A 26,542-nucleotide genomic window follows, 5' to 3' on the forward strand; every position below is an offset into this window, starting at 1 on the left:
ATCAGAGACGAAGACTGCGCAGGTGGCCGGCGAACCTGCGCATGTCGTCGGCTTTGCGGGCGAGGTCCGGCTGCCCGCGCAGCCGGGCCGCGAGACCGTAGGCGAGCGCCCGCAGGGTGAAGCCGAGCCGGAGCGGCCCCGAGAAGAAGGCGGGCGACGACAGGGGCCGGCCGGCATTGCGCAGGCTGTAGATGGCGGCCAGCCCATCGAGCCAGCGGGCCGAGCGTGTGCTGCCGGAGCCGCCCTGGAGGTGGGTGACGGCGATGTCCGGGCGGTAGGCGACGCGCCAGCCGGCATCGCGCAGGCGGCAGCCCCAATCCACGTCCTCGCCGTAGAGGAACATCGGGCTCTGCAGGCCGCCGATCGCGGCGATCGCCGAGCGGCGCAGGAGCAGGCAGGCCCCGCAGATCCAGTCCACGTCGAGGGGCCGCGCGCCCTTGGCCTGGCGACTGGCGAGGTAGAGGCCGCGCAGCCCGAAGCGGCCCGACAGGCCGGCGGCGTGGACCAGGATCGAGAGCGGGCGCGGTTCGTAGCCGGCGTCACCGACCTGGTGCGTCCCGTCCGGGAAGGTCAGGCGCGGACCGACCGCCCCGACCTCCGGATGCGCGTCGAGATGGTCCAGCAAGCCCGAGAGCGCGCCCGGGTCGCGCAGGAACGCGTCGGGGTTGAGGAGCAGGATCGCCGCGCCGCGCGCGTGCTTCAGCGCGACGGCATTGCCGCCCGCGAAGCCGTGATTGGTCCGCTCGGCGATCACCTGGACCCAGGGAAAGACCCTCGCGACCCGCTCCGGTGTCCCGTCGGTCGACGCGTTGTCGACGAGGATCACCTCGTAGGGGCGGTCGATGCGGCTCTCCGCCAGCCGTTCCAGGCAGGTCTCGATGTCCTGGCCGGCATTGTACGTGACGATCAGGACGCTGAGGCTGACGGCGCTCACGAACGGTCTCCATACGCTGCCAGGGCTGGTCGCCCCCCGGGCGACGCCGGGCGCGAAGGGTTGCGCGGCGCCGGGTTCCGCTCCGGTCGAGCGCGCGCCGCGCCGATCATGCCGGTGGACGCGACCGCCCGGGACGCTTCGACAGCCCTGCGCCGCTGCGCCGCCCGCACCCCGGCGATCAGCCCGAGGCCGGTGTAGAGCAACTCGGCGATGCCGAGATTCAGGCGGAAGCCCGGATCGACCAGCCCGTGCAGCAGGTGCGCGATCAGGCCGACCGCGCAGGCGGCCGCGATCGCCGCGAGCGGATCGCCCACCGGCGCGCGGCGGGCGGCGCGGAAGCCCCGGACGATGCCGGTGCCGAAGACCAGCACGAAGGCCGCGTAGCCGACGATCCCGACCTCGGTGAGGATCAGGATGTGCAGGTTGTGCACCACGTGGTTCGACCGGTCGAACAATCCGGCGAGACGGGACAGGCCGGTCCTATCGAGGACCGCGAACTGGTTGCCGAAGTTGTTGAGTCCGACGCCGAAGATCGGGAACTGCTCGAACAGCGCCAGGGCCGCCGCGTTCAGCGGGCCGCGCTGGGCGGCCGAGCCGCCGTCGTCGGCGGTGAGCCGCTCCCAGATCAGCGGGCCGGCGTAGAGCGCCGCGACGGCGCCGACGATCGCCAGCAGGCCGAAGACGATCAGGCTCGTCCGGGAGAACAGGCGGTCGCGGTAGACCAGCAGGATCAGGAGGGCGGCCGAGACCGGGAAGGTCAGCCAGGACGCGCGCGACAGGGTCAGGACCACGCCGACCAGGGCCGAGGCGGCGCCCGCGGCGCCCGCGAGGCGCAGGAGGAGCGGCCCGCGCGACAGCGCCAGCGCCAGGGCGAGCGGCCAGACGAACTCGTAGTAGTAGCCGAGGATATTCGGGTGAACCTTCAGTCCGCCGGCGCGGCGCTGGGCCGAGAAGTTGATGTTCTCCTCGACGATCTGTTCCTCGCCGAGCACCGAGAGGCCCAGTTCCGAGCCCGAGATGTATTGCAGGCCCGCCACCGCGGTCTGGACGAGGCAGAGGGCGCAGATCGCCAGCGCGAGGGTCCGGATGTCGGACTCGGACAGGTTCGAGACCGCGACCGAGACCAGGAGCAGGCCGGCGAAGCGCCACGTGTCGAACCAGAGATAGGCCGTGTCGGTGGCGTTGGAGAGCGAGAGCAGCCCCGCGACCAGGAAGCAGAACTGCGTCAGGACGAGGGGCCGGTCGAGGCGCAGGCCCGGAGAAGCCTCCCCGAGGCCCGTGAGCTTCGCGACGATCAGCGCCGCGGCCACCAGCAGGGCGACGCTCACCGTCAGGCCGGCCCCGCCGCCGATGCTCGGCAGGTACTGACCGACGGCCTCGAAATGCTGGAGGAAGCTGACGTCGAGCTTGACCGTCAGCCCGACCGCGAGGGCCACGAGCAGGAGCGGTGTGAGGCGATAGAGGCGCCCGACGATCAGGGCGCCGACCCCGCCGAAGGCCGCCGCGAGGCCGACGACGGCGAATTTCAGCGGCGCCGCGCTCAGGGCGATCGCGCCGGCCGCCGCCGCGAAGCCGATCCCGGCCAGCGGCAGGACCCGCAGCGCGCGGACGGGGGCCGCGCTCACCCGAGCCATCGGTAGAGCCATTTCGGGATCGGTCGCCGGGTGCGGTTGAGGACGACGCCGAGCGGCGCACCGCCGGCAGCCTTGAGGTCGGCCAGGGCGCGCTGTGCCACCGCCCGGCGGGTGCGCTCGGCGCCGATCACCACGATGAAGCCGTCCACGAAGGGCGAGAGCGCGGCGGCGTCGCCGATCTCGGTGATCGGCTCGCAATCCACGATGGCGAGGTCGAAGCGGTCGTCGATCAGCGCGAGGAAATCCTCGACGCGGCCGTCGTCGAGGGTCGCCTCGCGGATGGCCGACGCGCTGCCCGCCGGCACGACGCTCAGGTTCTCGGCAACCGCGTGGACGCCGCGGCTCGGCGCCACCGCGCCGGCGACGATGTCGGCGAAGCCCGGCCGGCCGGTCAGGCCGTAGGCCTCCGCCAGCGACGGGCGCGACCAGTTCGCCTCGATCAGCACCGCGCTGCGGCCCCGCCGGGCGTAGGCGCCGGCGAGTTCGCGGGCGAGGGTGCTCACGCCCTCGCCGGGCTGGACCGCGGTGACGCCGACCCGGCGGACGCGCGCCTCGTGCCGGGTGAGCTGGACGAGTGCCGGTTCGAGGATCGCCGGATCGATGCGGGGTGCGGCTGCGGCGGCGATCATCCGGCGGCTCCTGTCTGCAGCGGCACCGCGGCCAGCACGGGCACCCGCAGCGAGCGGGCGACCTCGGACGCGCTGCGATAGGTCTGGGCCAGGATCTCCGCGAGGGCGACGTAGGCCAGGGCGGCGAGCAGCCCGAGACCGGCCGCGAGGCCGAGGATCAGCGGCCGGTTCGGGCCGGAGGGCAGCCGCGGCGGAACGGCGCGCGCCACCAGGGCCGAGGAGGTGACGGCCTGCGCGTCGAGCCCGGTGCCGGTCTTCAGCGCGTCGATCCGCTTCTGGGTCTCGGTGATCTCGTCGGTGAGCAGGCCCTTCTGCTGGGTCAGCCGGCCGTAGGCCAGCGCCGCGTCGCTCTGGCCGATGGCCGCCCGGCGGCGGGTCTGCTCGATCCCCGTGATGCTCTGGATCTTCTCGGCGAGGACGGCGAGCTTCGCCGTGTCGGCGGCGAGGAGTGCCTGATACTTCTGCCGCGCCAGCGCGGCCAGGTCCCGATCGAGGCTGACGAATTCGGGGGCGGTCGGCCGGAACCGCACCGCCAGTTCGGCGCGCTTCGTCCGCAGGTCCGCCCAGCGCTGGTCGAAGGCCGTGACCGTCGGATCGGCGTCGGGCGGCGTCGGCTGCCAGCGGTCGGGCCCGGCCTCGCGGGTGCGCTTGAGCCGGGTCTCGACCACCTCGCGCTCGATCTGCGCCGCCGATTTCTGCTTGGCGAGGTCGGCCAGGGTGCCGAGATCGTTCTGCTGCTCGATCTCGAAGCTCGCGGTGTTGTTGCCCTTGAGGTAGGTCGCGAGCTGCGCGTCGATGGCGGCGAGGTCGGCCCGGGCGCGGTCCAGCTTGCTCTGGTAGAACGAGGCCGGGGTCTCGTCGGCGTAGACCTCGACGTGGCGACGCTTGTAGGCGTCGAGCAGCCGGTTCAGCGCCTGGGCGGCGAAGTGCGGGTCCGTCCAGGTGAAGCCCGTGAGGATCACGTCCGTCTCCTTCACGAAGACGACCTTGAACGCCGCGAGATAGGCCTCGTAGAGCTTCTCGTCCGGCGTGAGGTGGCGCAGCAGGCCCACCGCCTCGAACGGGATCCGCACCGTGTCGACGATCCAGGTTTTGACCGCCTTGGCCCCGCGCACGGCCTGACGGCCCTGGTAGATCAGCCAGTCGATCCAGTCCGCCGGCGGCGGCCCGAGGTCGCCGGTCGGGGTGATCGCCTTCAGCGCCGCGAACTCGTCGCGCACGATGCTGGGGTCGCGCAGGATCTCGATCTCGTTGTTCACGTTCTGCGCGCGCTCGGAGAACATGTAGTTCTGGTTCGCGCCGCCCTGGAGCGGGGCGCCCGCCTTCTCGCGGCCGAGACGGATGATCAGCTTGGCGTCGGCCGTGTACTCGGCCGGCGTCAGCAGGAGGTAGATCCCGGCGCCGAGGATCGCCGCGACCAGGATCAGCAGCGCGGGCCGGATGTGCCGGAACAGGGCCGCGAGGGCGTCGCGGAGGTCGAAGGCCGGGCCCTCGACCGCGTCGGCGGCGGTCAGGTCGGTCTGCCTCACGTGCCGGACCTCACGGTGGCGGTGGTGGAGGTGCTGGCGGCCGGGCCGGTGATGTAGTTCACGCCGAAGCCCGTCCCGTTGAAGAGCAGGATCTGGCGCACCACGAGGTCCACCGCGCGGGCGGTCTTGGCCAGCAGCGAGGGCGGCACGTAGACCGTGGCGTTGGGCGGCACCACGATCGAATCCGCGAGGCCCGGCTGGCTGATGTCGACGATGCGCACGCTGCCGGCCGCCTCGGCGTCGAAGCGGATGATCCGTACGGCCTCGCCGGCCGCCGTCGGGAGGACGCCGCCGGCCGAGCCCAGGACCTGCGCCAGGGTCCGCGGTCCCTGCAGGGTGACGGGACCCGGGGCGCGGACCTCGCCGAATACCATGGTGTTGGCCGGGACGAGGCTCGCGAGCCGGACGCTGGTCGTCACCGAGGCCAGCTGGTGCTTGTAGGCGGCGTTCAGGCTGCCCATGACCTCGTGCACGGTCCGGCCCGCCGCCTGGACGGGGGGCACCATCGGCAGGTTGATCTTGCCGTCCGGCTCGATCGCCAGAACCTTCACGCGGCCCATGTCGGCCCGCTGGGTGAGGTCGCGGAAATCGTCGGTCACGGTGCGGAACCGGCGCAGCATGACCGTGACGACCGGGTCGATCAGCACGTCGTCGTAGGTACTCTTGATCAGCGCGGCCGCCGCCTCGGGCGACAGCCCCGCGACCTTGATGCCGTTCTTGCCCGGCAGCGAGATCCGGCCGTCCGGTCGGACGATCACCGTACGGTTGTATTCCGGGTGCGTCCGGAAATCGACGTCGAACTCGTCGTTCGGGTTCAGGCGGTAGGTCGGCTGGACGACGCTGGAATCGATCAGGAACGAGACTTCGAGGTTGTCGCCGACGTTCAGCCGGTAGTTCGCCAGCCCGAGGCGCATGGTCCGCCCGACCTCCTCCTGGGCGGCCGCGACCAGTGCCGCGGGGAGGCCCTCGGTGACCGAGCCGGTCTGCGTCACGTCGAGGCCTGAGCGCGACGCGCTCTGCGGGCGGCCCGACATGCAGCCGGCGAGCAGCGGCGCGCAGGCGAGGAGCGCGAGCGCGGTCCCCGCGGCGCCGGATGGTCGGCCGGCACGCAGGTGCGACGCGCCGAGGAACGCAGACAAGGAAAACGCCATCGACCTTCAGCCGCATCCTGCTCGACTGCGCTCGCCCCATCACAACTCGTGATCGAACCGCGCACCGCGATACAATCGCCAAGCTTGGTTAACGAGGCTTGAACCCGGCTCACGGCAACTCTATCAGAAGTTGTAAATGGCAAGCCGTGGCAGAGTGCTGACCCGAGAGCCGCGCGGGATCGGCAAGCCGGGTCCCAGCTCAGGCCGACCTGTCGTGCTGACGGGCGCCGTCGCTCCCTCCGCCGGCGAATGATGCGCGGATTTCGACGCGGCGGTGCGGAGTGCCGGCGAAGTCCGCCCGTCCGCTGCCGACCGAAAGCTGTAAATAGTGGGGTGCTTGCTCGGATTTAGAAACGTGATCTATAGTTCGACGGTATGAAGCCGTACGGATCGAGGTCGATAGTTCGGCGGGCCGCTGTCGCGCGGCAGTATCCGTCACGGGGGAGGCGCGCGACATGTCGGGCGTGAGGCCGGATCTCTTCGCCCGCCTGCACGATGACCTTGAGTCCGGTTTCCGGGAGGACCTCGAGGAGGCGGTGGTCGACCCCGCGCGCTGGCCGGACCTGGCCGAGCGCGTTGTGCGAGCATCCGGCAGCGAGGGCGCCCTGCTGCTGCGCTCAGACCGGACCGGCCTCGAATCGCTCTGCACCGCCTCGCTCGCCGACGCCTCGCGCCGCTACTTCGACGAGGGCTGGCACCGCGACGACCATCGCCTCCGCGGTATCCCGCTCATGCGGACGCGCGGGATCGCGGTCGATCAGGACTTCACCACGCCGGAAGAGATCGCGCGCCTGCCCTTCTACCAGGACCTGCTGGCCTCCCGCGGCCTGCGCTGGTTCGCCGGCATCGGCTTCGCCGTGAAGGGGCGTCTGTGGTGCCTCTCGCTGCAGCGGACCGTGGAGCAGGGGCCGTACGAGCCGCACGAGCAGCGGCGCCTCGCGACCCTGTCGCCCCTCCTGCAGCGCGCGGGCCTGCTGACGTCGATGGTCGAGCGGGCCCGGCTCGCGGGGCTGACGCAGGCCTTCGAGCTGATCGACCGCGCCGCCCTGATCCTCGACGCCGAGGGGCGGGCGCTCCGCTGGAACGACGCGTTCGGCGCCCTCCTGGGGCGTGACCTGAAGCTCGCGGGCGGCCGCCTCACCGCGGAGGATCCGGACGCCGCGCGGCAGCTCGAAGCGCTCGCGCGGCCCTTCGGTCGGCCGCCGATCTCCGCCGTCGTGGCGGCGCGACGCGACGGGCCGCCGATCGTGATCCACGTCGTGCCGCTGGTCGGACCGAGCCGCGGCCTGTTCGCCGGCGCGAGCACGCTGCTCCTCGGGAGCGTTCCCGGGACCCCGGCCGCGCCCGCGACCGCGATCCTCCAGGCGGCCTACCGGCTGACGCCGGCCGAGGCGCGGCTCGCCCAGGCGCTGTCGAGCGGAACCTCCCTCGCGGAGGCCGCGTCGCGCTTCGCGATCACCGCGGCGACCGCGCGCTCGCAGCTGAAGGCGATCTTCGCCAAGACCGGAGCGAGCCGCCAGTCGGACCTCGTGCGGCTCGTGGCCGGGCTCGCGCGCTGACGGGTCACGGTCCCGAGAGGCGCGCGGAGCTGTCGGGTCGGCGCGGGAACGGCTCGGGCCACCCGCCCGTTGCAGCACCAACGACAGGAGAAGTCTCGATGACGAATCGGATCGCACTCGTTTCCGCCCTGGCCGTCGCGGGCCTGCTGGCCGGCGCGCCCGCCCAGGCGAAGGGCTGCCTCAAGGGCGCCGTGGTCGGCGGTGTCGCCGGGCACATGGCCGGACACGGCAAGATGGGCGCGGCCGCGGGCTGCGCGATCGGTCACCACAACGCCAACAAGAAGGCCAAGCAGGGCTGACCGATCCGACGCCGTCCGCGTCGACGGCGATCGGATCGACCCGCTCCGGCGATGACCGGATCACCGCCGCTTCTCCGAAGCCGGATTCCCGACGGGAATCCGGCTTCGCTGCATTCTGAGCCGTGCCGGGTCGCACGTGTCCGGGCCGCCATCGCGGCATGCCCGATGTCGTCGCCCTGAGGGCGGGAGCGCCGGCGCAGGAGGCAGCGGCCCGGATCACCTCCCGTCATCGACCTCGGATCGCTCACCCCCTCCATCCGTCGCACCGCTCCGCGCGTGAGCCGCCGGCCGAGCAAGCTCCGCACAGGCCTGCCGTTGACCTCACTTTCGAGCTATTCTAATTAAGAACTGTGGAGGGCGCACCGCCGACGCGGTCCCACCACCCGAAACATCCGATGGAGAGACCCGATGGCCGGTTCCGCGAACGCCGCCTGCGAAAGCTGCCGCTTCTTCGACGATCACAAGCTCAACGGCGCCCAGGCGAAGGGTGACGAGGGCCTCTGCCGCTTCAATCCTCCGGTCAGCCAGCCGGCCCCCGAGTCGAAGGGCCTCTGGCCGGTCGTCGCCTCGAAGGACTGGTGCGGCCACTTCACGGCCGAGATGTCCGCCGCCGAGTAAGACGTCGACCGCTCCAGTCGCGCGGGATCTGCGCCGCGGCGCCGGTCCCGCCGCGGCCGCGAGACCGCCCGCAGGACCGCGCCCCGCCGGGCCCCCGCGGGGCGCATTGCCGGAGCCAGGCGGCTTCGCTTAACCTGCGGCCGTGACAGACGTGATACGCCCGGCCACGCAGGCCGACCTCCCCGCCATCGCGACGATCTACGGTGACGCCGTCACCACCAGCACGGCCAGCTTCGAGACGGAGCCGCCGACGCTGGCGGAGATGACCCGCCGCTTCGAGGTGCTGCGCGCGGGCGGCTTTCCCTATCTCGTGGCCGACCGGGACGGCACGGTCGCCGGCTACGCCTATGCCGGGCCCTATCACCAGCGCGCCGCCTACCGCTCGACCCTCGAGGATTCGATCTACGTCGCCCGGACGGCCCGAGGCGGCGGAGTCGGCCGGCGCCTGCTCACGGCCCTGATCGCGGCGAGCGAGCAGATCGACTGCCGGACCCTGGTCGCCATCATCGCCGACAGCGGCTCTCCCGCCTCGATCGCGCTGCACGCCAGCCTCGGCTTCACGCCCGTCGGAACCCTCGCGGGTGTCGGCCACAAGCACGGGCGCTGGCTCGACGTGACGCTCATGCAGCGTTCCCTCGGACCCGGCCGCAGCCTCCCGCCGACGCGGATCTGACCGTCAATCGCTTGCCAGTCCCAGTATCGCGGGAGCGATTCTGGTCCAAAACCCCGGCTGAGTTGTCATGATGCGGACAACTTCGCGCGGGAGAGGGCGGGCATGACGCGCACGCCGTCCGGTTCTCGGTGCGGTGCGGGCGCGATGACGCGGAGGGAGAGATCTTTCCGCGCGCGGAAGCGGTTTACGCGAGGGCGGGCGGTCAAGGCTCCATCACGACTCGCGAGGGATGGGAGTTCGGGTATGCGGTTTACATCGATCGGTCGCCGGGTTGCGCCGCTCGCGATCCTGGCGCTCTCGGCGCTGGCGGGCACGGCCCAGGCCAAGACGCCGACCGATCCCAGCGGAACCTATCTCACCGAGGACGGCCGCGCGCGCGTGCGCCTCGAGAAGTGCGGGACCGCGGGTGACCGGCTGTGCGGCTACGTGGTGTGGCTGAAGGTTCCGCTGAACGACAAGGGCGAGCCGCGGATCGACTTCAAGAACCCCGATCCGAAGAAGCAGGCTCGGCCGTCCCTCGGGCACCAGCTCATCATGGGCCTGAAGCCGAACGCCGACGCCCATTACGAGGGCAAGATCTACAATTCCGAGGACGGCAAGTCCTACGACGTCACCATCTGGACCGAGACGCCCGGCGAGCTGACGGTGCGCGGCTGCCTGATCGCGTTCCTGTGCAAGTCGCAGACCTGGACCAAGGTGACCGATCTCGCGCCGGGCCAGCTTCCCGGCCCGACCAACGGCGCGAACGGCCCGCGCAGCGATCCCGAGTACGCCACCGCCGCCCCGAAGCCGACCGCCAAGGCCGGCGCGAAGCCGGCTCAGAAGCCCGCCGCCTCCGAGGCGCCCAAGGAGGAGTGAGCGGCGCCAGCCCTCCCGCGGCCGGCCCTCAATCGGCGAGGGCCGCGTAGGTCAGGACGCGCAGTTCGCGCCGGATCGGCAGGGCCGAGGACGGCACGAGCTGCGTCATGAGCACCACCGACAGATCCTCGGCCGGGTCGATCCAGAACGCCGTCGAGGCGAGGCCGCCCCAGGCGACCTCGCCCGGCGTGCCGAGGATCTGGGCCCGGGCGGGGTCGAGCATCACCGAGAAGCCCAGACCGAAACCGATGCCGGTGTAGGAGGTCTCGGCGAAGCGCGGCGTGCCCATCGCGGCGAGATCGCCCGGCAGATGATTCGCCAGCATCAGGTCGACCGTCTTGCGGCCCAGGAGGCGCGCGCCGTCGAGGGTGCCCCGGTCGAGGATCATCCGGCAGAAGCGCTGGTAATCCGCCGCCGTCGAGACGAGGCCGCCGCCGCCCGACGCGATCGCGGGCGGGCGCGCGAAGGCCGTCTCCACCGAATCGTCGAACAGGCGCAGCTGCCGCGCGCGATCGTACGCGTAGGTGGCGCAGAAGCGCGGCATCAGCTCGGGCCGCACGTAGAAATCGGTATCGACCATGCCGAGGGGCCCGATCACCGCCTCGCGGAGGTGGTCGGCGAAGGGGCGGCCGGTGAGCGCCGCCACGTACTGGCCGAGCACGTCGGTGGCGACGCTGTAGTTCCAGGCGCTGCCCGGCTGGGCGAGGAGCGGCAGCTTCGCCACCCGCGCGGTCATCTCGGCGAGCGTGCCCTCGCGCGCCAGGAAGTCGACACCCTGCTCGCGGTACTGCGCGTCGACCAGGGTCGCTTCCATGAAGCCGTAGGTCAGCCCGGCCGTGTGGGTCAGCAGGTCCCGCACGGTGATCGCCCGGCGCGCGGGCTCGGTCTCGAGCTTCGCCCGGTTGCCGCCCACGGCGACGCGCATCTCGGCGAACTCGGGCAGGACCCGCGAGATCGGATCGTCGAGCTGGAACAGGCCCTGCTCGTAGAGCTGCATCACCGCGACCGAGGTCAGCGGCTTGGTCATCGAGTAGATCCGGGTCACCGTGTCGAGGGTGAACGGCGTCGCCCGGGCGAGGTCGGCCTGCCCGCAGGCACGCGCGAAGGCGATGCGGCCGCGCCGCGCCACGGTGACCGACAGGCCGGCCAGCCGACCGTCGCCGACGAGGCGGTCCATCCACGGCACGATCCGGGCGAGCCCGTCCGGGCTGAACCCGGCACCCGTCGGATCGGTCTCGGTCAGCGCGCTCATGCGGTCTCCTCGTGGTGGCGGTCCGGAAGCGTAGAAGGGGAGGGGAACGAAATCACCAGCCCATTGTCCCGGCCCCACCCTTGAACGGGCCGACGATGCCGGGCGTGATCCAGCCGCCGTAGAAGTTTCCGGGCTGCGGCGTCACCTGGGCCGCCCCGACGAAGCAGGCGTCCATCGGGCCGGCGTAGAACGCGACGTAGCCGGCGATCGCGCGGAAATCCGGCGTCGGGTCCGGGTAGGCCCAGGCGGCCCCGGGCACGAGGCGGTCGCCGGCGCGCACGTCGAACAGGACGGCCTGTCCCTTCCACTCGCAGATCCCGCCGCGCCGCCGGTTCACCAGCGCCCCGTCCGCGATGTCGGCGGGCGGCAGGTAGTAGGTCGGCGGGTGCGAGGTCTCGAGTACCCGGAAGCCGGAACCGGTCTCGGCGATGACGCGGCCGCCGAGCACGACCTGCAGCCGGTCCGGGACGGATTCCAGCCGCGGCGGCCGCGGATAGTCCCAGACGCTCTCCTCGCCCGGCCTGACGGGATCGGGGACGGGCCGGAAAGGCGATCCGCGCATGGGAAACCTCGTGCTGTGTCAGTGCGGATCCAGATAGGGCGCCGCGGCCGGCGTTTGTCGTCCGGCGCGCCCGTGCTAGCCCGTCGCCGACACTCGAGCCCGGGATCGCCCGCGATGGACATCGCCCTCTTCCTCGACTTCGACGGCACGCTCGCCGAGATCGCTCCGCGGCCGGATGCCGTGCGGGTCGAGCCGGGTCTGGTGGAGGATCTGGAGCGTCTCCGGGCACGCCTCGACGGCGCCCTCGCCATCGTCACCGGCCGGCCAGTCACGGTGATCGACGGCTTCCTGACGCCCGCGCGCCTCGACGCGGCCGGTCTTCACGGCGTGGAGCGCCGGGTCGACGGCGCGCTCACCGGCGGCCGCGCGGAGGATCACCCCGACCTCCGCCGGCAGGTCGCGCGCCTGCAGGCCGAGACCGCCGCGCTGGCGCAGGTCCTGATCGAGGACAAGGGCGCCTCAGTGGCGGTCCACTGGCGGCTCGCGAGCCCGGACGACGCGCTGCGGGCCGAGACGCTGGTGAAGGGCGCGGCGGAGGTCCTCGGCGCCGATTATCGCCTCCAGCTCGGCAAGGCGGTCGGCGAGATCGTCCCCGCGCAGGCCACCAAAGCCCACGCGATCCGGGCCTTCATGGCGCAGGCGCCCTACGCGGGACGGATTCCCGTCTTCTTCGGCGACGACCGCACCGACGAGATCGCCTTCGCGTCGGTGAACGAGGACGGCGGCGTCGCGGTGCGCGTCGGGGACGGCGAGACCGTCGCCCGGCGACGCCTGCCCGACCCCGCCGCCGTCCGTGCCCTGCTGAGCAACTGGGCCGCCGGCGGTGCGATCGACCCGGACGCGCTGCCGCCGGCCTGACGCGCCGCGCCGTCCAGGGGAGATCGCGATGACGGGGCGTTCCGTCACGGGCTGGCCGCGCCTGCTGCTGCGGCTGGAGGGAGCCTGCATCCTGGTCGCCGCCCTGCTCGCCTATGGCTGGCTCGGGCCGTCGTGGTGGCTCTTCGCGGCGCTGCTCTTCGTTCCCGACCTGAGCATGCTGGGCTACGCGGCCGGTCCCGCGGTCGGCGCCGCGCTCTACAATGCGGCGCACACGCTCGCGCTGCCGCTCGTCGGCCTGCCCCTGGCGATCGCCGTCGGCCATCCCGAGGCCGTAGGGTTGGCCTTGATCTGGTTCGCCCATATCGGTCTCGACCGCGCCGTCGGTTACGGTCTCAAATACGGCAGCGGATTCGGTGATACGCATCTTGGCGTCATCGGCCGGCCGCGTGACAAGACGATCGCGCCGTCCTGAGCGGTGCAATCGCCGCCGAATGGGACTTGCCCGCGCGGGGTCGCGGGGCCGATCAATCGCCGGAGCCGTGCCGGGCGCGAGTCCCGTCGCGGCGGGCCAGAGAGCAGGGGCTAGTTGCGATGTTCGAGTTTCCGGTTCTGGTCGGCGACATCGGCGGGACGAACGCGCGGTTCGGTCTGATCGAGAAGGCCGGCGACCAGCCCCGCCTCCTCGCGCACGAGGCCACCGCAGACCATCCCGATCCTTCGAGTGCGATCAGGGCGTCGCTGGCGAAGGGCGGCGGCCCGGCGCCGCGCGCGGCCATCCTGGCGATCGCCGGCCGGGTCGACGGGCCGGAGATCCAGCTGACGAACGCGCACTGGAAGATCGCGGGCCAGCGCATCGCCGAGGATTTCGGGCTCTCATCCGCGACGGTCGTGAACGACTACGTGCCGGTGGCGGCCGGCGCCGCCGATATCGAGCCCGACGACCTCACGCCGGTCGGGCCCTGTCCGCCCGTGCCCGGCGGCGCCCGCGTGGTGCTGGGCCCCGGAACCGGCTTCGGCGCGGCGGCGCTGGTCCCCTACGCGGCGCATCTCGCCATCGTGTCCACCGAGGTCGGCCACACCGATATCGGCCCGGCCGACGCCTTCGAGGAGAAGGTCTGGCACGCGCTGGAGCGGGTCGAGGACCGGATCACCGTGGAGACGGTGCTGTCGGGGCCGGGCCTGTCGCGGCTCCACGCGGCCGTCGCCCATGTCCGGACCGGGCAGCCGCACGAGAAGATCGAGCCGGCCGCGGTCACCGAGGCCGGTCTCAGCGCCACCGATCCGCACGCCGCCGAGACGCTCGAGCTGTTCGGCCGGGTGCTCGGACGCGTCTGCGGCGACCTCGCGCTGACCTTCCTGGCGACGAGCGGCGTCTATATCGGCGGGGGCATCGCGCCCCGGATCCTCAAGGTGCTCGAGGAGAGCGGTTTCCGCACCGCCTTCGAGAAGAAGGCGCCCTTCGCCGAGATGATGCGCCGGATCCCGACCAGCGTGATCACCGTCCACGACCCGGCCTTCCGGGGCCTGGCGGCCCTGGCGAACGAGGGCGCCAAGTTCGTCTACCACGGGCAGGTGTGGCGCAGGGAAACGTGACGGACCGCGACGGCGAGCGCTGTGCGGAGCGAGGCCCGGCGGCCTCGCTCCGCCCGCGCGGACGGCTGTCGCCGCGGGCCTGCCCTCAGGCCGCTGCCAGCGGCTTCGACACCTCCTCCAGGGACTTGCCCTCCGCGGCCGTTCCCCAGATGCCTCCGACCACCGCCGCGATGAGCATCAGCACAGCGCCGAGGCCGTAGCCGAACAGCACCCAGTCGCGCGAGCCGGTCTCGACCAGCGTGCCGAACAGGAGCGGGCCCGAGACGCCGCCGATACCGGTGCCGACCGCGTAGAAGGCCGCGATCGCCAGGGCCCGGATCTCCAGCGGGAAGGTCTCCGAGACCGTGAGATAGGCCGAGCTCGCCGCCGCCGAGGCGAAGAAGAACACCACCATCCAGGCCGCGGTCTGGCCGACCGGCCCGAGCACGTCGAGGCGGAACAGCAGGCCGACACCGGCGAGCAGCAGCGCCGAGATGCCGTACGTGAAGGCGATCATCTTGCGCCGTCCGATCGTGTCGAAGAGCCGCCCGAGGAGCAGCGGGCCGAGGAACGAGCCGAGCGCGAAGGGCAGCAGGTACCAGCCGACATGGTTGCCGGGGACCTGGTAAAAGCGCTCCAGCACCAGCGCGTACGTGAAGAACAGGGCGTTGTAGAAGAAGGCCTGCGCGATCATCAGTGCGAGACCGACCATGGTCTCCTTGCGGCTCGTCACGAACAGCGCCTTGAACACCTCGGAGAGCGGTGTGTGGTCGCGGGTGCGGACCTTCATGCGCTTGCTCTCGTCCACCGGCGGCAGGGTGACGCCCTCGTCGGTGAAGCGCTTCTCGATGCCGGTGACGACCCGGTCGGCTTCCGCCGCGTAGCCGTGGGTCGCGAGCCAGCGCGGGCTCTCGGGGATCCAGGTGCGCAGGAGGAGGATCACGAGGCCGATGGCGCCGCCGGTGAAGAAGGCGACGCGCCAGCCCCAGGCCGGGTCGATCACCTCGGGCTTGAGGAGCACGATCGACATGAACGAGCCGAGCGCCGCGCCGATCCAGAACGAGCCGTTGATGACGAGGTTGGTCCACCCGCGGACCCGGGCCGGGACCAGCTCCTGGATGGTCGAGTTGATCGCCGTGTACTCGCCGCCGATCCCCGCGCCCGTGAGGAAGCGGAAGAAGCAGAAGCTCCAGATGTTCCACGACAGGCCGGTGGCGGCCGTGGCGACGAGGTAGAGGGCGAGCGTGATGAAGAACAGCTTCTTGCGGCCGATCCGGTCGGTGAGCCAGCCGAAGCCGATCGCGCCGGTGACGGCGCCCACGAGGTAGCAGGAGGCGGCGAGCCCGACGTCGAACTCCGAGAACGACATGGGCGGCTGGCGCAGCGCGCCCACCAGGGAGCCGGCGAGCGTCACTTCGAGGCCGTCCAGCACCCAGGTGATGCCGAGCGCCACGATCACCAGTACGTGGAAGCGGCCCCAGGGCAGCCGGTCCAGGCGCGCGGAGATGTCGGTGTCGATCACGCGGCCGATCTCCGCGCGTTCCGGCGTCCCGGATCCCCCCTCGACCTTGCTCGCCATGTCCGCGTATCCTCCCGGTCCAAGTGTTTACCCTGCTGAGACAGCCGGCATTTACCGCGACTGTAGGCAGGTGTTGGGAACGGGTTGGAAATCGATTCGGTTCGATTTCGTCTTCACGCGCGCCGCGCAGAACAGGGAGGTTCACGCGGTGCTCCTCCCATGTCCTCCTGTGCTGCCCGTTCCCGCCGATCCTGGCCCCGGTACGTCCTGCTGTCCGCCATGACGCTCGGCGGACTCGCCACCGCGCCCACAGAGGGAGCGGACCGGCACCTCGAGCGGCCCAAGCCCCGCGTCGCGATGCAGGCGGCCGAGCGCTGGCGCCTCCGGCCGACCGAGCCCGCAGTCGCGACGACGACCGGCAGCATCCGCCGGCGGGCCGAGACCGCGATCCCTGAGGACCGTCGCAACGTCCGTCTCGTCTACCCGGCGCTGATCGAGGCGCGCTGAGAACGCCGGCGCCCGGCCCGTCTCGACGATCCGGGTCCTGTCAGGCACAGCGCCTGCTTCGCCCGCGCGTGGACGGGTGGAACGGTACGGTGCGGAGGACGCGGATGGCTGAGGCAATCGCCCTGGTCGGGTGCAAGGGGCCGGATCAGGAGGCGGAGTATCTGCGCATCCTGTCGGCGGCCATGCCCGAGGAGCGCCTAATCCCGTTCCGGACGATGGACGACGCGGCCCGGGCGGCGGCCCGAGTCGCCGTCGTGGCCAACCCCGATCCGGCCGAGGTCGCGGCGCTGCCGGGGCTGGTCTGGGTGCAGAGCCTCTGGGCCGGGGTCGAGAAGCTCGTCGGCGCCTTCGACCGGCCGCTGCCGATCGTCCGCCTCGTCGACCGCGAGATGGCCCGCACCATGGCGGAGGCCGTGCTGGCCTGGACCTACTATCTCCAGCGCGACATGCCGGCCTATGCCCGCCAGCAGCGCGACCGGGTCTGGCGCCCGCACGCCTACCGCAAGCCGTCCGAGACGACGGTGGGCCTGCTCGGCCTCGGGGCGCTCGGGACCGCGGCGGCGGAGCGGCTCACCGGAGCCGGCTTCCGCGTCGTCGGCTGGAGCCGCAGCCCCAAGGCGGTGCCGGACCTCGAGACGTTCCACGGCGCCGACGGCCTCCCGGCGATGCTCGGCCGGTGCGACATCCTCGTCTGCCTCGTGCCGCTGACGCCGGAGACGCGGGGCCTCGTGAACGCCGAGCGCCTCGCCGCCCTGAAGCCCGGCGCCGCGCTGATCAACTTCGCCCGCGGACCGATCGTCGTCACCGAAGATCTGATCGCCGCTCTGGACACCGGCCATCTCGCCCACACGGTCCTCGACGTCTTCGCGGTCGAGCCGCTGCCGACCGAGTCGCCCCTGTGGTCCCATCCCCGCGTGACGGTGCTGCCGCACGTCTCGGGGCCCACCGACATGGATTCGGCGGCCGCCACGGTGGCGGCCAACCTGCGGGCCTATCGGCGGACCGGTCAGGTGCCGGACGGCGTCGACGCGGCGCGGGGGTACTGAGACGCGCGCGTCACAGCTTCGGGAATGTCGCCGCGAGGTGGTCGATCAGCACGCGCACGGCCGGCGGCAGCCCGCGCCGGGTCGTGAAGACGATGTGCACGATCCCGGGCTGGCCCTGCCAGTCCGGATAGACGGGCACGAGCCGACCCGCCGCGACGGCGTCGGTGCAGGCGTGGTCGGGCAGGAACGCGACCCCGAGACCGTCAGCCGCTGCGTCGGTGAGCGCGGCGAAGTCGCCGCAGGTCAGGCGCGGCTCGTGGCGCAGGGTGACGACCGTGCCGTCACGGTGCTCGAGCCGCCACTCCGCCTCGCCCGGATCGTCGCGGGTGCCGAGCGTCGGGACAGCGCCGAGCGCGGCGATGTCGGGACCGAGGCCGCGCGCCACCTGCGGCGCGGCGACCAGGATCCAGCGCGAGGATCCGAGCGTGCGCATGGTCAGCGACGCGTCGCTCGTCAGGTCTCGCCGCACACGCAGCGCCACGTCGATCCGCTCCTCGATCAGGTCGACGGGCCGGTCGGTCACGACCAGCTGCAGCCTCACCTTCGGGTAGCGGACGAGGAAGCCGCGGACGCGCGCGGCGACGATGTCGGCGAGGCCCGACGGGCAGCTCATGCGGATCCGCCCGTGCGGCTCGGTCTGCGCTTCCGCGACCAGCGCCTCGGCCCGCTCCGCCTCCAGCATCATCGCCCGGCAGCGCTCGTAGAAGCCCTGGCCGACTTCGGTCACGCGGAAGCGCCGGCTCGACCGCTCGATCAGGCGGGCGCCCAGGCGCGCCTCCAGGGCCGCGACGCGGCGGCTCAGCTTCGATTTCGGCTGGTGCAGCGCCCGGCCCGCCGCGGCGAAGCCGCCGTGCGCGACGACCTCGGCGAAGTAGACGTAGTCGTTCAGATCGGCGCGGACCATCGTTCCTCCAGTGGAACGCTGGGTGCCACATTCGCGGGCTACCCGCATCATCGTTCCGGCGGCATCTCTCCGGCCAGCGGCGCATACGGGGCCGCAGCACGGAGAACGACGATGGCTGGCAGGTTTCAGGACAAGGTTGTGGTGGTGACCGGCGGCACCAGCGGCATCGGCCTCGCCACCGCCAAGGCCTTCGTGGCCGAGGGGGCCTCGGTGTTCATCACCGGGCGCCGCCAGGAGACCCTCGACGCGGCGTTGAAGCAGATCGGCGGCCGGATCACCGGTGTGCGCGGCGACATGGCGAACCTCGCCGACATCGACCGCCTGTACGATGCGGTCCAGCAGAGGCACGCGCAGATCGACGTGATCTTCGCCAACGCCGGCGGCGGCACCTTCGCGCCATTGGGCGCGATCACCGAGGCGCACTACCAGAGCATCTTCGACACCAACGTGAAGGGCGTGCTCTTCACCGTCCAGAAGGCGCTGCCGCTGCTGCGGGACGGGGCCGCGATCGTGCTCACCGGCTCGACCGCCGGCAGCTCCGGGACGCCCGGCTTCAGCGTCTACTCGGCCACCAAGGCGGCGGTGCGAAACTTCGCCCGGAACTGGATCCTCGACCTGAAGGACCGGCGCATCCGGGTGAACACGATCAGCCCGGGCGTGACCGAGACCGCCGGGCTCGACGAGCTCTTCGGCGGCGGCGATCAGGCGGCGGCCACCAAGGATTTCCTCGCCGGCCAGATCCCGGCCGGCCGCGTCGGCCGGCCCGAGGAGATCGCGCAGGCGGTCCTGTTCCTCGCCTCGGACGCGGCGAGCTTCATCAACGGCGTCGAGCTGTTCGCCGATGGCGGGCAGGTCCAGATCTGAGGATCCGGGTCGGCCGGGACGCGACACCCGGTCCCGGCCGCCGGGGTGAACCCTAACAATGGCCGGCGGTTAAAGGCCCGGCCCTCCGGTCCCGCTTCGTCGCGGGCGGGCGCCGGGAAGGACAATCGGGTCTCATGGGTTGGCCGCGCCGCATCCTCATCACCGCCGGGCTCCTGGCCGTCGCGGCCGGCGCGACGCTGAGCCTCGGCCGCTTCAGCTACGCGCCGATGCCTGACCGGGCGGACCTGCTCAATCCGGACCGATACCCGATCCAGACCGCTTTCGACATTCTCGGCCGCCGTGTCTCGCGCGCGGAGGCCGACGGGCTCGAAGCCACCGAGGACGGACGGAAGGCGCTCTCGCCGAGGAGCGGCGCGGTCGCGATCGATCCGGCCATGGTCGAGCGTGGACGCCAGGCCTTCTATCAGGAGACGTTCGGCAACGAGGTCTTCCTGACCGACGTCATGGGCATGCTCGACGGCGGCCTCACGCCCGGCGCCGTCGCGCTGGCGGTGGCGAAGCTCGGAGGTCAGGGCACGACCAACCTCCAGGTCGCCATGGCGAAGGACGTGCGCGTCGGCGACCGCGTCTACCGGACGGGCGAGCTGGTCCCGACCGGGCTGGACGTGCCGAAGGGCGGCGCCTTCATCATCGGGATCAAGACCTTCTCCGACCGCGGTCACCTGCGCATGGGGATCACCTGCGCCCTGTGCCACGCCGCAGTCGATCCCGGCACCGGCAAGGTGGTTGAGGGCGCGCCCAACACCGACCTCAATGCCGGGCTGCTGATGGCGCTCGCGAGGAACTCCTCGGCCTACTTCATGCACGCCAGCGTGCCAGAGGCCGATGCCCGACCTTCCGCCGACCCGCAGCATACCGGCTCGACCGACGCGGGACCGGCGCTGCCGGACGCCGCGGCCGTGGAGGCGGCCACCAAGGTGCAGGTGGCGAGCTGGCCGCCGGGCAGCTTCGACTCGTCCGCCGACCGGGTCACCAATCCGACCTCGATCCCGTCGAGCTTCTCCGCTTATGGCGAGCCCTACAGCTGGAGCGGGCGCGAAGCGATCGGACCCTTCGCCGGCCTGTCCTCGCTCAACAACAACGTCCACGCGGCCAATTCCGACACGACCCAGCTCGCCGCCGCCGCGCCCTGGCTGTTCGGCATGGATCCGGAGACGTATCTCGGCATCGTGCTGCGCGGGGCGGCCACCGAGGCGTTCCGCTACAAGCCGAGCGGCGGCCGCAGCCCGTCGGAGGTGCTGCGCAGCGTCGATCCGACCCCGGCCTCGCCGGGCCTGAACAGCTACGCGGTGCTGCCGACCTATCCGGCGACCAACTACGTCACCGACAACGGCCTGTTCACCTCGGTCCCCGGGGAGCCGGTCAACCACGCCAACAACGCCATGTCGGCCTTCCAGAACCTGCTGCACCCGCCGGCCGCCGGGCAGGATCCGGACCGGGTCCGGGCCGGCCGGGCGGTGTTCGAGAAGGCCGGCTGCGGCACCTGCCATTCCGGCCCGGCGCTCACCAACCACCGGGTCGTCCCGGAGGCCGAGATCGGCACAGAGCCGACCCGGGCCCGGGCGGGCGCCAAGATGGAGGCGCGCCTGTCGGCGCCGGCGATGTTCGCCACCGACACGCCGTTCCCGACCCCGGCCGATCCCGTCATCGTCCCGGTTCCGCTCGCGGGCGCGGCGCTCGCGCAGGTGCAGCTCGCCTGGGGGCAGGGGGGCACTGAGGGCGGCTACAAGGTGCCGAACCTCGTGGGCCTCGCCTGGACGGCGCCGTACCTGCACGATTCCGGCGTCGCGGTCGGCCCCGATGCCGAGGGCCAGCTCGGCGTCCCGGGCACGCTGTACAGGGGCGTCGCCCCGGATCCCGCCAACAGTCTGCGCGCCCTGGTCGACCGGGATCTGCGGGCCAAGGTGATCGCCGCGAACGCCGCCTCGGATACGGCGCGGATCGCCCGCGTTACCGGCACGGGGCACGCCTTCTGGGCGGATGCCGGCTCCGGCGTGACGGCGGAGGAGCAGACGGCGCTGATCGCCTACCTGCTCTCGGTCGATCGCCTGACGGAGCCGGCCGCGACGCCCTGACCCCGCCACCCGAGTTCAGGACATGCCATGACGCAGAACAGCGATCCGGTCTGGTTCATCACCGGCTGCTCCACGGGCTTCGGCCTGGAGCTCGCCCGGCTCATCATCGGGCGCGGCTGGCGGGCGGTGGTGACGGCCCGCGACCGGGCCAAGGTCGCCGACCTCGCGCGGGGCGCCGAGGACCGGGTGCTCGCCCTGTCCCTGGATGTGACCGAGGCCGGTCAGATCCGCGAATCCGTGCGCGCCGCGACGGACACGTTCGGGCGGATCGACGTGCTCGTGAACAATGCCGGCTACGGCTACCAGTCCTCCATCGAGGAGGGCGAGGAGGACAAGGTCCGCGCCCAGTTCGATGCCAACGTCTTCGGCCTGTTCGCGCTGACCCGGGCGGTGCTGCCGGTCATGCGGTCGCAGCGTTCCGGCCACATCCTCAACATCACCTCGGTGGCGGGCTTCGTCGGCTTCCCGGCCTCGGGCTACTACGCGGCTACCAAGCACGCGGTCGAAGGGTTCTCGGATTCCCTCGCCGCCGAAGCCGGACCCCTCGGAATCCGTGTGACCTGTATCGAGCCGGGGCCGTTCCGCACCGACTGGGCCGGGCGCTCCCTCGTCCAGACGCCGAACGCGATTCCCGACTACGCCGAGACCGCCGGCGCGCGCCTCAAGGCGACCTCGGAAAAGAGCGGCACCCAGGCGGGCGATCCAGTTCGGGCCGGCGAGGCGATGATCCGGGTGACCGAGATGGAGAACCCGCCGCGCCACCTCGTCCTCGGCGCCTGGGGGTACGACGCAGTCACGAGCCGGCTGAAGCAGCGTCTCGCCGAGATCGAGGCATGGCGCGAGACCAGCCTCGGGGCCGATTACCCGCAGCCGTGAAACCCGGCCATCTTCGCGAGCGGAGCGAAGCCGTCGAGCAGCGCCGCGCGCGCCGGTGTCGCGCTGCCCTGGGTTGCTTCACGGCATCCGCAAAGACGCGGCTCAGATGACCGCCTCGATCAGGCCGCGCCGCTTGGCCTCCTCGGCCTCGAGGTACCAGTTGGCCGGCGCCTTCTCGAGCACCTCGTCGAGGGTGACGTCCGAGCCCGCAACGAGGTTGGCAAACCCCTCGTTCTGGATCTCGATCGAGCACAGGATCTCGTTGAGCGTCGCCTTCACGGCGGCGATGCAGGTGGTGAGCGGCCCCTCGACGTGGAGCTGCTTGTTCATCTTGCGCTCGTGGATCATCAGCCGCGTGCCGCAGGTCAGGTAGCGGTTCGGCCGGGCGAAGAAGCTCATGAAGGTCGTGCCGGCCGAGTAGATCGCCGCCTTGCCGAGGAAGACGAACCGCCGGTTCGGGTCCATCGCGGTGTTGAAGCGGATGTCCTCCCCCATCATCCGGGCGACCTCCGGATCGCCCCCGAGCGTCGTGAGCTCGACCACGACGATCTCACGGTCCCCCGCCGCACCGAGCTGGCGCCGGAAGTCCTTGTACATGTCGTAATCGACCGGGCCGGAGAGCAGCACCGCGGGGGCCCGGAAGGCGGTGGGGCCGAGGGGAGTCGTGTCCATGGTTCTCCTGGTCCAAGGTCCGGCCCAGGGCCGCCCCCCGCGGCGCCCAGCCGGCGATCAGCGCGCCGGGTCGGGCGCACCCTGACCCTTGCCCACGAAGGGGATGCCCTCGATCGGGCATTCCTCCGTGCCGACGCTCTGACGGGTAATGGCCCGGACGGCGTCGCGGGTTCCGTCGGGATCCTCGATCCAGCGTCGGTAGAAGTCGTAGGGGCATTCCGACATCCCGTGCCGGTTCTCCTTGGAATTGATCATGCCCGTGTAGCCGCGGTGCAGCAGCTTGAAGAGGTGGTTCTCCGACTGGCCGTGGGCGCGGAAATCCCGGATCAGGAACTTGGAGAGGGCGGCGTACTGGATGCCCATCTCCTCCTCGCCGCATTCGCCGAGCGTGCGGCCGTCGAAGCCGATGATCGCCGAGTGGCCGAAATACGTGTAGACGCCGTCGAAGCCCGCCGCGTTGGCCACCGCCACGTAGGTGTTGTTGGCGAAGGCCATCGCCTTCGAGATGACGACCTGCTGCTCCTTGGCCGGGTACATGTAGCCCTGGCAGCGGATGATCAGCTCGGCGCCCCGCATAGCGCAGTCGCGCCAGATCTCGGGATAATTGCCGTCGTCGCAGATGATCAGGCTGATCTTCAGCCCCTTCGGCCCGTCCGACACGTAGGTGCGGTCGCCCGGATACCAGCCCTCGATCGGCGTCCAGGGCATGATCTTGCGGTACTTCTGAACGATCTCGCCCTGATCGTTCATCAGGATCAGGGTGTTGTAGGGCGCCTTGTGCGGGTGCTCCTCGTGGCGCTCGCCGGTGAGCGAGAACACGCCCCAGACCTTGGCCTCCCGGCAGGCGGCGGCGAAGATCTCGGTCTCCGCGCCCGGGACCGTCGAGGCGGTCTCGTACATCTCGGCGGCGTCGTACATGATGCCGTGGGTCGAGTATTCCGGGAAGATCACGAGGTCGAGGCCGGGCAGGCCGGTCTTCATCCCGACGATCATCTTCCCGATCGCCTTGGCGTTCTCCAGCACCTCCGCGCGGGTGTGGAGGCGCGGCATCTTGTAGTTCACGACGGCGACGCCGACGCTGTCCTGGCTGGACGAGATGTCTCCGTGCATCATGGCGTGAAGTCCTCCTGACCGTGTTCGTCCCTCGGATGCGCGCGGCTCAGTGGCTGATCATCCAGGGCCGCGCCTTCGGGAAGCTCTTGGCGGCGGCCGGGGCGGCGGTCGCTTTCTTGGGTGAGCAGCAGCCGCAGCCGGCTCCGTGACTGCCCGAGCGCTTGGGCGCGTGGCGGCTGCGCTCGTTGGTGGCGTGGGCGGTCCTGAGGCCCGCATCCATGCCGGCGATGCGCGGCGCGGTGAGGAAGGCGCGCTGGCTCGTGCCGCCGCAATCCGGGCAGGCATGCGGCTCGCGGAACTCCGCCATCGGCCGCATCACCGTGAAGGGGCCGCAGGCCTCGCAGGCGTAATCGTAGACGGGCATGGGGTGCTTCCAGAAGGGCTGCCGGGTTAAGCGCGGGTCCCCTCTCCCGTTCGGGAGAGGGACAGGGTGAGGGGCGAGACCTGTCCGGAGAGGTCGCATCCCTCACCCCAACCCTCTCCCGCCCGGGAGAGGGGGCCTGTCGCGTCAGCCGCGACCGGCCGGGAAACGAAGCATCAAAGATCCGGCGAGAGCGGCATCTGGATCGAGCCGTCGAGGAACTTGGTCGGTCCGTCGGCGCCCGGGTTGATGTCGAACTCGAAGATCTTGGTCGGTATCCAGAGCGTCGCGCAGGCGTTCGGGATGTCGACGACGCCCGAGATGTGCCCCTGGACCGGCGCGGTGCCGAGGATCGAGTAGGCCTGCGCGCCCGAGTAGCCGAACTTCTTCAGGTACTCGATCGCGTTCAGGCAGGCCTGCCGGTAGGCGATGTGGACGTCGAGGTAGTGCTGGCCGCCGCTCTCGTCGACCGAGATGCCCTCGAAGATCAGGTGATCGTCGTATTTCGGCGTGATCGGCGACGGCTTGAAGATCGGGTTCTTGATCCCGTACTTGGCCATGCCGTCCTTGATCAGCTCAACCTTGAGATGCACCCAGCCGGCCATCTCGATGGCGCCGCAGAAGGTGATCTCGCCGTCGCCCTGGCTGAAGTGCAGGTCGCCCATCGAGAGGCCGGCGCCGGGGACATAGACCGGGAAGTAGATCTTCGAGCCGCGCGACAGGTCCTTGATGTCGCAATTGCCGCCGTGCTCGCGCGGCGGGACCGTGCGGGCACCGGTGGCGGCGGCCGCGTCCTTCGCGTCGCCCTTCAGGCGGCCCATATGGGCGGTCGGGCCGAAGGGGAGGGTGGCGAGCGCCGGCACGCGCTCCGGATCGGTGTCGTAGAGCGCCTTCTCGCGGGTGTTCCAGGTCTCCAGCATCTTCGGATCGGGCAGGCAGCCGATCAGGCCGGGATGGATCAGGCCGGGGAAGCGCACGCCCGGGACGTGGCGGGACTTGGTGAACATCCCCTCGAAGTCCCAGATCGACTTCTGGGCCTGCGGGAAGTGCTCGGTCAGGAAGCCGCCGCCGTTCTTCTTGGAGAAGAAGCCGTTGAAGCCCCACTGGCTCTCGGGCTTGGCGCCGATGTCGAGGAGGTCGACCACCAGCAGGTCGCCGGGCTCGGCGCCCTCGACGCCGATCGGACCCGAGAGGAAGTGCACGATCGACAGGTCGATGTCGCGCACATCGTCGGCGGAATCGTTGTTCTTGATGAAGCCGCCGGTCCAGTCGTAGGTCTCGACGATGAAGTCCGCCCCCGGCTTCACGTAGGCGACCATCGGGATGTCGGGGTGCCAGCGGTTGTGCACCATGTCGTTGTCGTAGGCCGATTGCGTGAGATCGACCTTGATCAGCGTCTCGGGCATCTCGTGTCTCCAGCTCCCTGACTCTCCGGGGCAGGCCCCGTCCGCGCGCCGCTGCGCGTCTCTCACCCGCTCGCGAGCAGCTCTTTGAGTGCGTCGTCGAGGACCTTGATGTCGTCCGGGCTGGTGCCGGGCCCGCCCGCGAAATGGCCCCACCACGTGTCGATCACGCGCAGCTCCGCATTCGGCATGGCGGCCGCCTCGATGGCGTTGTCCTCGGGCGGGAAATACAGGTCGGTCGAGGCGGGCATCAGGATTGCCTTGGCGCGGATGGCGCCGAGCGCGGCCTTGAAGTCGCCCTTGAAGGTGTCGTTGGCGCTGATGTCGCCGTGCTGCCACGTCCACAGCATGGCGAGCAGGTTGTTGGCGTCGCGCTCGTAGAACAGGCCTTCCCAGAACCCGATCAGGAAATCCTCCAGCGAGGCGTAGCCCATGTGGGTGATGTCGGCCTCGAGCCGGTAGAAGGTCTGCGACAGGCCCCAGCCGGCGTAGACCCGGCCGAAGGCGCGCAGGCCCCGCGTCGGCGGGCTCGCGTACCAGCCCTCCGCCCAGGCGGCGTCGGCCTGCAGCGCCGCCTTGGCGCCTTCCAGGAAGACGTAATTGTGCCGGGAGCACTTGGCCGAGCCCTGAAACGGCAGGATCCTCGGCACCATGTCGGGGTACATCGACGCCCAGTGGTAGGTCTGGAGCGCGCCCATCGACCAGCCAGTGACGAGCACGAGTTTCTCGATGCCGAAATGCTCGGTGACCAGGCGGTGCTGGGCGCGGACGTTGTCGTAGGCGGTGACGTTGGGGAAGCGCGGCCCGTTCCAGGGCGCCGGCGTGTTGCTCGGCGAGGACGAGAGCCCGTTGCCGAACATGTTCGGGATGATGATGAAGTACTTGTCCGGGTCGAGCGCCTTGCCGGGGCCAATCAACCACTCGTTCTCGGTGTGCTGGCCCGAGTACCAGGTCGGGTAGACGATGGCGTTGTCCTTGGCCGGGCTCAGCGTCCCGAAGGTCTTGAAGGCGAGCTTGGCCGCGCGCAGCGTCTTGCCGCACTGGAGCACGAAGTCGCCGAGTTCGAAGATCTCGTAATCCGCCATGCGGGTG

General features: G+C 71.1%; 27 protein-coding genes. 13 read left to right on the top strand and 14 right to left on the bottom strand.

What is annotated here, in order from left to right:
• Nucleotide 1: 1 nt before the first annotated feature.
• The 5 genes from J3A75_RS01770 to J3A75_RS01790 are packed head-to-tail and all read right to left on the bottom strand — an operon-like array spanning nt 2 to nt 5,865.
• On the bottom strand, nt 2–934 hold the full coding sequence (locus J3A75_RS01770; protein WP_071000578.1) for a glycosyltransferase family 2 protein: 933 nt from the start codon (nt 932–934) through the stop codon (nt 2–4).
• On the bottom strand, nt 931–2,568 hold the full coding sequence (locus J3A75_RS01775; RefSeq protein WP_071000579.1) for an O-antigen ligase family protein: 1,638 nt from the start codon (nt 2,566–2,568) through the stop codon (nt 931–933). Before J3A75_RS01775 ends, J3A75_RS01770 begins: the two co-directional genes overlap by 4 nt.
• Nucleotides 2,556–3,197 carry a CpsD/CapB family tyrosine-protein kinase gene (locus tag J3A75_RS01780; protein WP_029358045.1) on the bottom strand — a complete coding sequence of 214 codons (642 nt, stop codon included), beginning with the start codon at nt 3,195–3,197 and terminating at the stop codon, nt 2,556–2,558. The genes J3A75_RS01775 and J3A75_RS01780 overlap by 13 nt, the downstream gene beginning before the upstream one ends.
• On the bottom strand, nt 3,194–4,726 hold the full coding sequence (locus tag J3A75_RS01785) for a GumC family protein (RefSeq protein ID WP_012322372.1): 1,533 nt from the start codon (nt 4,724–4,726) through the stop codon (nt 3,194–3,196). Before J3A75_RS01785 ends, J3A75_RS01780 begins: the two co-directional genes overlap by 4 nt.
• A complete protein-coding gene (locus tag J3A75_RS01790; protein ID WP_234741142.1) occupies nt 4,723–5,865 on the bottom strand; it encodes a polysaccharide biosynthesis/export family protein in 1,143 nt (380 codons plus the stop codon). Before J3A75_RS01790 ends, J3A75_RS01785 begins: the two co-directional genes overlap by 4 nt.
• Nucleotides 5,866–6,332: 467 nt before the next feature.
• Between J3A75_RS01790 and J3A75_RS01795 the strand changes: the two genes are divergently transcribed.
• The 5 genes from J3A75_RS01795 to J3A75_RS01815 all read left to right on the top strand — a co-directional run bounded on the left by J3A75_RS01795 (nt 6,333) and on the right by J3A75_RS01815 (nt 9,884).
• Entirely contained in the window at nt 6,333–7,436 is a 1,104-nt protein-coding gene (locus tag J3A75_RS01795; protein WP_012322374.1) for a helix-turn-helix transcriptional regulator, read from the top strand.
• A 98-nt stretch (nt 7,437–7,534) separates the two neighbouring features.
• A complete protein-coding gene (locus J3A75_RS01800; protein ID WP_012322375.1) occupies nt 7,535–7,735 on the top strand; it encodes a hypothetical protein in 201 nt (66 codons plus the stop codon).
• Nucleotides 7,736–8,143: 408 nt separating this feature from the next.
• Nucleotides 8,144–8,353 carry a hypothetical protein gene (locus tag J3A75_RS01805; protein WP_012322376.1) on the top strand — a complete coding sequence of 70 codons (210 nt, stop codon included), beginning with the start codon at nt 8,144–8,146 and terminating at the stop codon, nt 8,351–8,353.
• A 142-nt stretch (nt 8,354–8,495) separates the two neighbouring features.
• Nucleotides 8,496–9,026 (top strand): GNAT family N-acetyltransferase, encoded by a 531-nt coding sequence (locus J3A75_RS01810; protein WP_012322377.1) that lies wholly within the window; start codon nt 8,496–8,498, stop codon nt 9,024–9,026.
• Between the two features lie 243 nt (nt 9,027–9,269).
• Nucleotides 9,270–9,884, top strand: coding sequence for a DUF2147 domain-containing protein (locus J3A75_RS01815; protein ID WP_012322378.1), 615 nt, complete (start codon nt 9,270–9,272; stop codon nt 9,882–9,884).
• Between the two features lie 28 nt (nt 9,885–9,912).
• On the opposite strand, the gene J3A75_RS01820 is transcribed toward J3A75_RS01815, so the two are convergent.
• Both J3A75_RS01820 and J3A75_RS01825 read right to left on the bottom strand, forming a co-directional pair.
• Complete coding sequence (locus J3A75_RS01820; RefSeq protein WP_071000581.1) at nt 9,913–11,136, bottom strand: serine hydrolase domain-containing protein; 1,224 nt, start codon at nt 11,134–11,136, stop codon at nt 9,913–9,915.
• A gap of 52 nt (nt 11,137–11,188) precedes the next feature.
• The gene (locus J3A75_RS01825) at nt 11,189–11,698 is read right to left on the bottom strand and encodes a DUF427 domain-containing protein (RefSeq protein ID WP_012322380.1); all 510 of its coding nucleotides are present in this window, start codon (nt 11,696–11,698) and stop codon (nt 11,189–11,191) included.
• A 114-nt stretch (nt 11,699–11,812) separates the two neighbouring features.
• Between J3A75_RS01825 and otsB the strand changes: the two genes are divergently transcribed.
• From otsB to J3A75_RS01840, 3 genes are all read left to right on the top strand, one after another.
• A complete protein-coding gene (gene otsB / locus J3A75_RS01830; RefSeq protein WP_071000582.1) occupies nt 11,813–12,556 on the top strand; it encodes a trehalose-phosphatase in 744 nt (247 codons plus the stop codon).
• A 28-nt stretch (nt 12,557–12,584) separates the two neighbouring features.
• Nucleotides 12,585–12,989 carry a DUF4260 domain-containing protein gene (locus tag J3A75_RS01835; protein WP_029358053.1) on the top strand — a complete coding sequence of 135 codons (405 nt, stop codon included), beginning with the start codon at nt 12,585–12,587 and terminating at the stop codon, nt 12,987–12,989.
• A 119-nt stretch (nt 12,990–13,108) separates the two neighbouring features.
• Nucleotides 13,109–14,110 (top strand): glucokinase, encoded by a 1,002-nt coding sequence (locus J3A75_RS01840; RefSeq protein WP_043075067.1) that lies wholly within the window; start codon nt 13,109–13,111, stop codon nt 14,108–14,110.
• An 85-nt stretch (nt 14,111–14,195) separates the two neighbouring features.
• Here J3A75_RS01840 and J3A75_RS01845 read toward each other — a convergent pair whose 3' ends face one another.
• The gene (locus tag J3A75_RS01845; protein WP_024828057.1) at nt 14,196–15,668 is read right to left on the bottom strand and encodes an MFS transporter; all 1,473 of its coding nucleotides are present in this window, start codon (nt 15,666–15,668) and stop codon (nt 14,196–14,198) included.
• A 219-nt stretch (nt 15,669–15,887) separates the two neighbouring features.
• On the opposite strand from J3A75_RS01845, the gene J3A75_RS01850 reads away from it, so the two are divergent.
• Nucleotides 15,888–16,115, top strand: a complete 228-nt coding sequence (locus tag J3A75_RS01850; RefSeq protein WP_012322385.1) for a hypothetical protein — start codon at nt 15,888–15,890, stop codon at nt 16,113–16,115.
• Between the two features lie 104 nt (nt 16,116–16,219).
• Nucleotides 16,220–17,161: a 2-hydroxyacid dehydrogenase gene (locus J3A75_RS01855; RefSeq protein ID WP_071000583.1), complete on the top strand. Its 942-nt coding sequence runs from the start codon at nt 16,220–16,222 to the stop codon at nt 17,159–17,161.
• A 10-nt stretch (nt 17,162–17,171) separates the two neighbouring features.
• Here J3A75_RS01855 and J3A75_RS01860 read toward each other — a convergent pair whose 3' ends face one another.
• Complete coding sequence (locus tag J3A75_RS01860) at nt 17,172–18,065, bottom strand: LysR substrate-binding domain-containing protein (RefSeq protein ID WP_012322387.1); 894 nt, start codon at nt 18,063–18,065, stop codon at nt 17,172–17,174.
• A 111-nt stretch (nt 18,066–18,176) separates the two neighbouring features.
• Here J3A75_RS01860 and J3A75_RS01865 point away from each other — a divergent pair, with 111 nt between their 5' ends.
• The 3 genes from J3A75_RS01865 to J3A75_RS01875 all read left to right on the top strand — a co-directional run bounded on the left by J3A75_RS01865 (nt 18,177) and on the right by J3A75_RS01875 (nt 21,901).
• The gene (locus J3A75_RS01865; protein ID WP_071000584.1) at nt 18,177–18,929 is read left to right on the top strand and encodes an SDR family NAD(P)-dependent oxidoreductase; all 753 of its coding nucleotides are present in this window, start codon (nt 18,177–18,179) and stop codon (nt 18,927–18,929) included.
• A gap of 134 nt (nt 18,930–19,063) precedes the next feature.
• Nucleotides 19,064–21,025, top strand: a complete 1,962-nt coding sequence (locus J3A75_RS01870) for a cytochrome C oxidase Cbb3 (RefSeq protein ID WP_071000585.1) — start codon at nt 19,064–19,066, stop codon at nt 21,023–21,025.
• 27 nt (nt 21,026–21,052) lie between these two features.
• Nucleotides 21,053–21,901, top strand: a complete 849-nt coding sequence (locus J3A75_RS01875) for an oxidoreductase (RefSeq protein WP_043075074.1) — start codon at nt 21,053–21,055, stop codon at nt 21,899–21,901.
• 102 nt (nt 21,902–22,003) lie between these two features.
• Here the strand turns inward: J3A75_RS01875 and J3A75_RS01880 are convergent, their stop codons facing one another.
• From J3A75_RS01880 to J3A75_RS01900, 5 genes are all read right to left on the bottom strand, one after another.
• The gene (locus J3A75_RS01880; RefSeq protein ID WP_024828051.1) at nt 22,004–22,573 is read right to left on the bottom strand and encodes a ClpP family protease; all 570 of its coding nucleotides are present in this window, start codon (nt 22,571–22,573) and stop codon (nt 22,004–22,006) included.
• A 57-nt stretch (nt 22,574–22,630) separates the two neighbouring features.
• On the bottom strand, nt 22,631–23,686 hold the full coding sequence (locus J3A75_RS01885; protein ID WP_012322392.1) for an aliphatic amidase: 1,056 nt from the start codon (nt 23,684–23,686) through the stop codon (nt 22,631–22,633).
• Between the two features lie 46 nt (nt 23,687–23,732).
• The gene (locus J3A75_RS01890; RefSeq protein WP_012322393.1) at nt 23,733–24,050 is read right to left on the bottom strand and encodes an FmdB family zinc ribbon protein; all 318 of its coding nucleotides are present in this window, start codon (nt 24,048–24,050) and stop codon (nt 23,733–23,735) included.
• A 173-nt stretch (nt 24,051–24,223) separates the two neighbouring features.
• A complete protein-coding gene (fmdA, locus tag J3A75_RS01895) occupies nt 24,224–25,453 on the bottom strand; it encodes a formamidase (protein WP_012322394.1) in 1,230 nt (409 codons plus the stop codon).
• Nucleotides 25,454–25,515: 62 nt separating this feature from the next.
• Complete coding sequence (locus tag J3A75_RS01900) at nt 25,516–26,535, bottom strand: alpha/beta fold hydrolase (protein WP_043075077.1); 1,020 nt, start codon at nt 26,533–26,535, stop codon at nt 25,516–25,518.
• Nucleotides 26,536–26,542 lie beyond the last annotated feature (7 nt).

Source organism: Methylobacterium sp. PvP105, from assembly GCF_017876975.1.
Taxonomy (GTDB): Bacteria; Pseudomonadota; Alphaproteobacteria; order Rhizobiales; family Beijerinckiaceae; genus Methylobacterium; species Methylobacterium radiotolerans.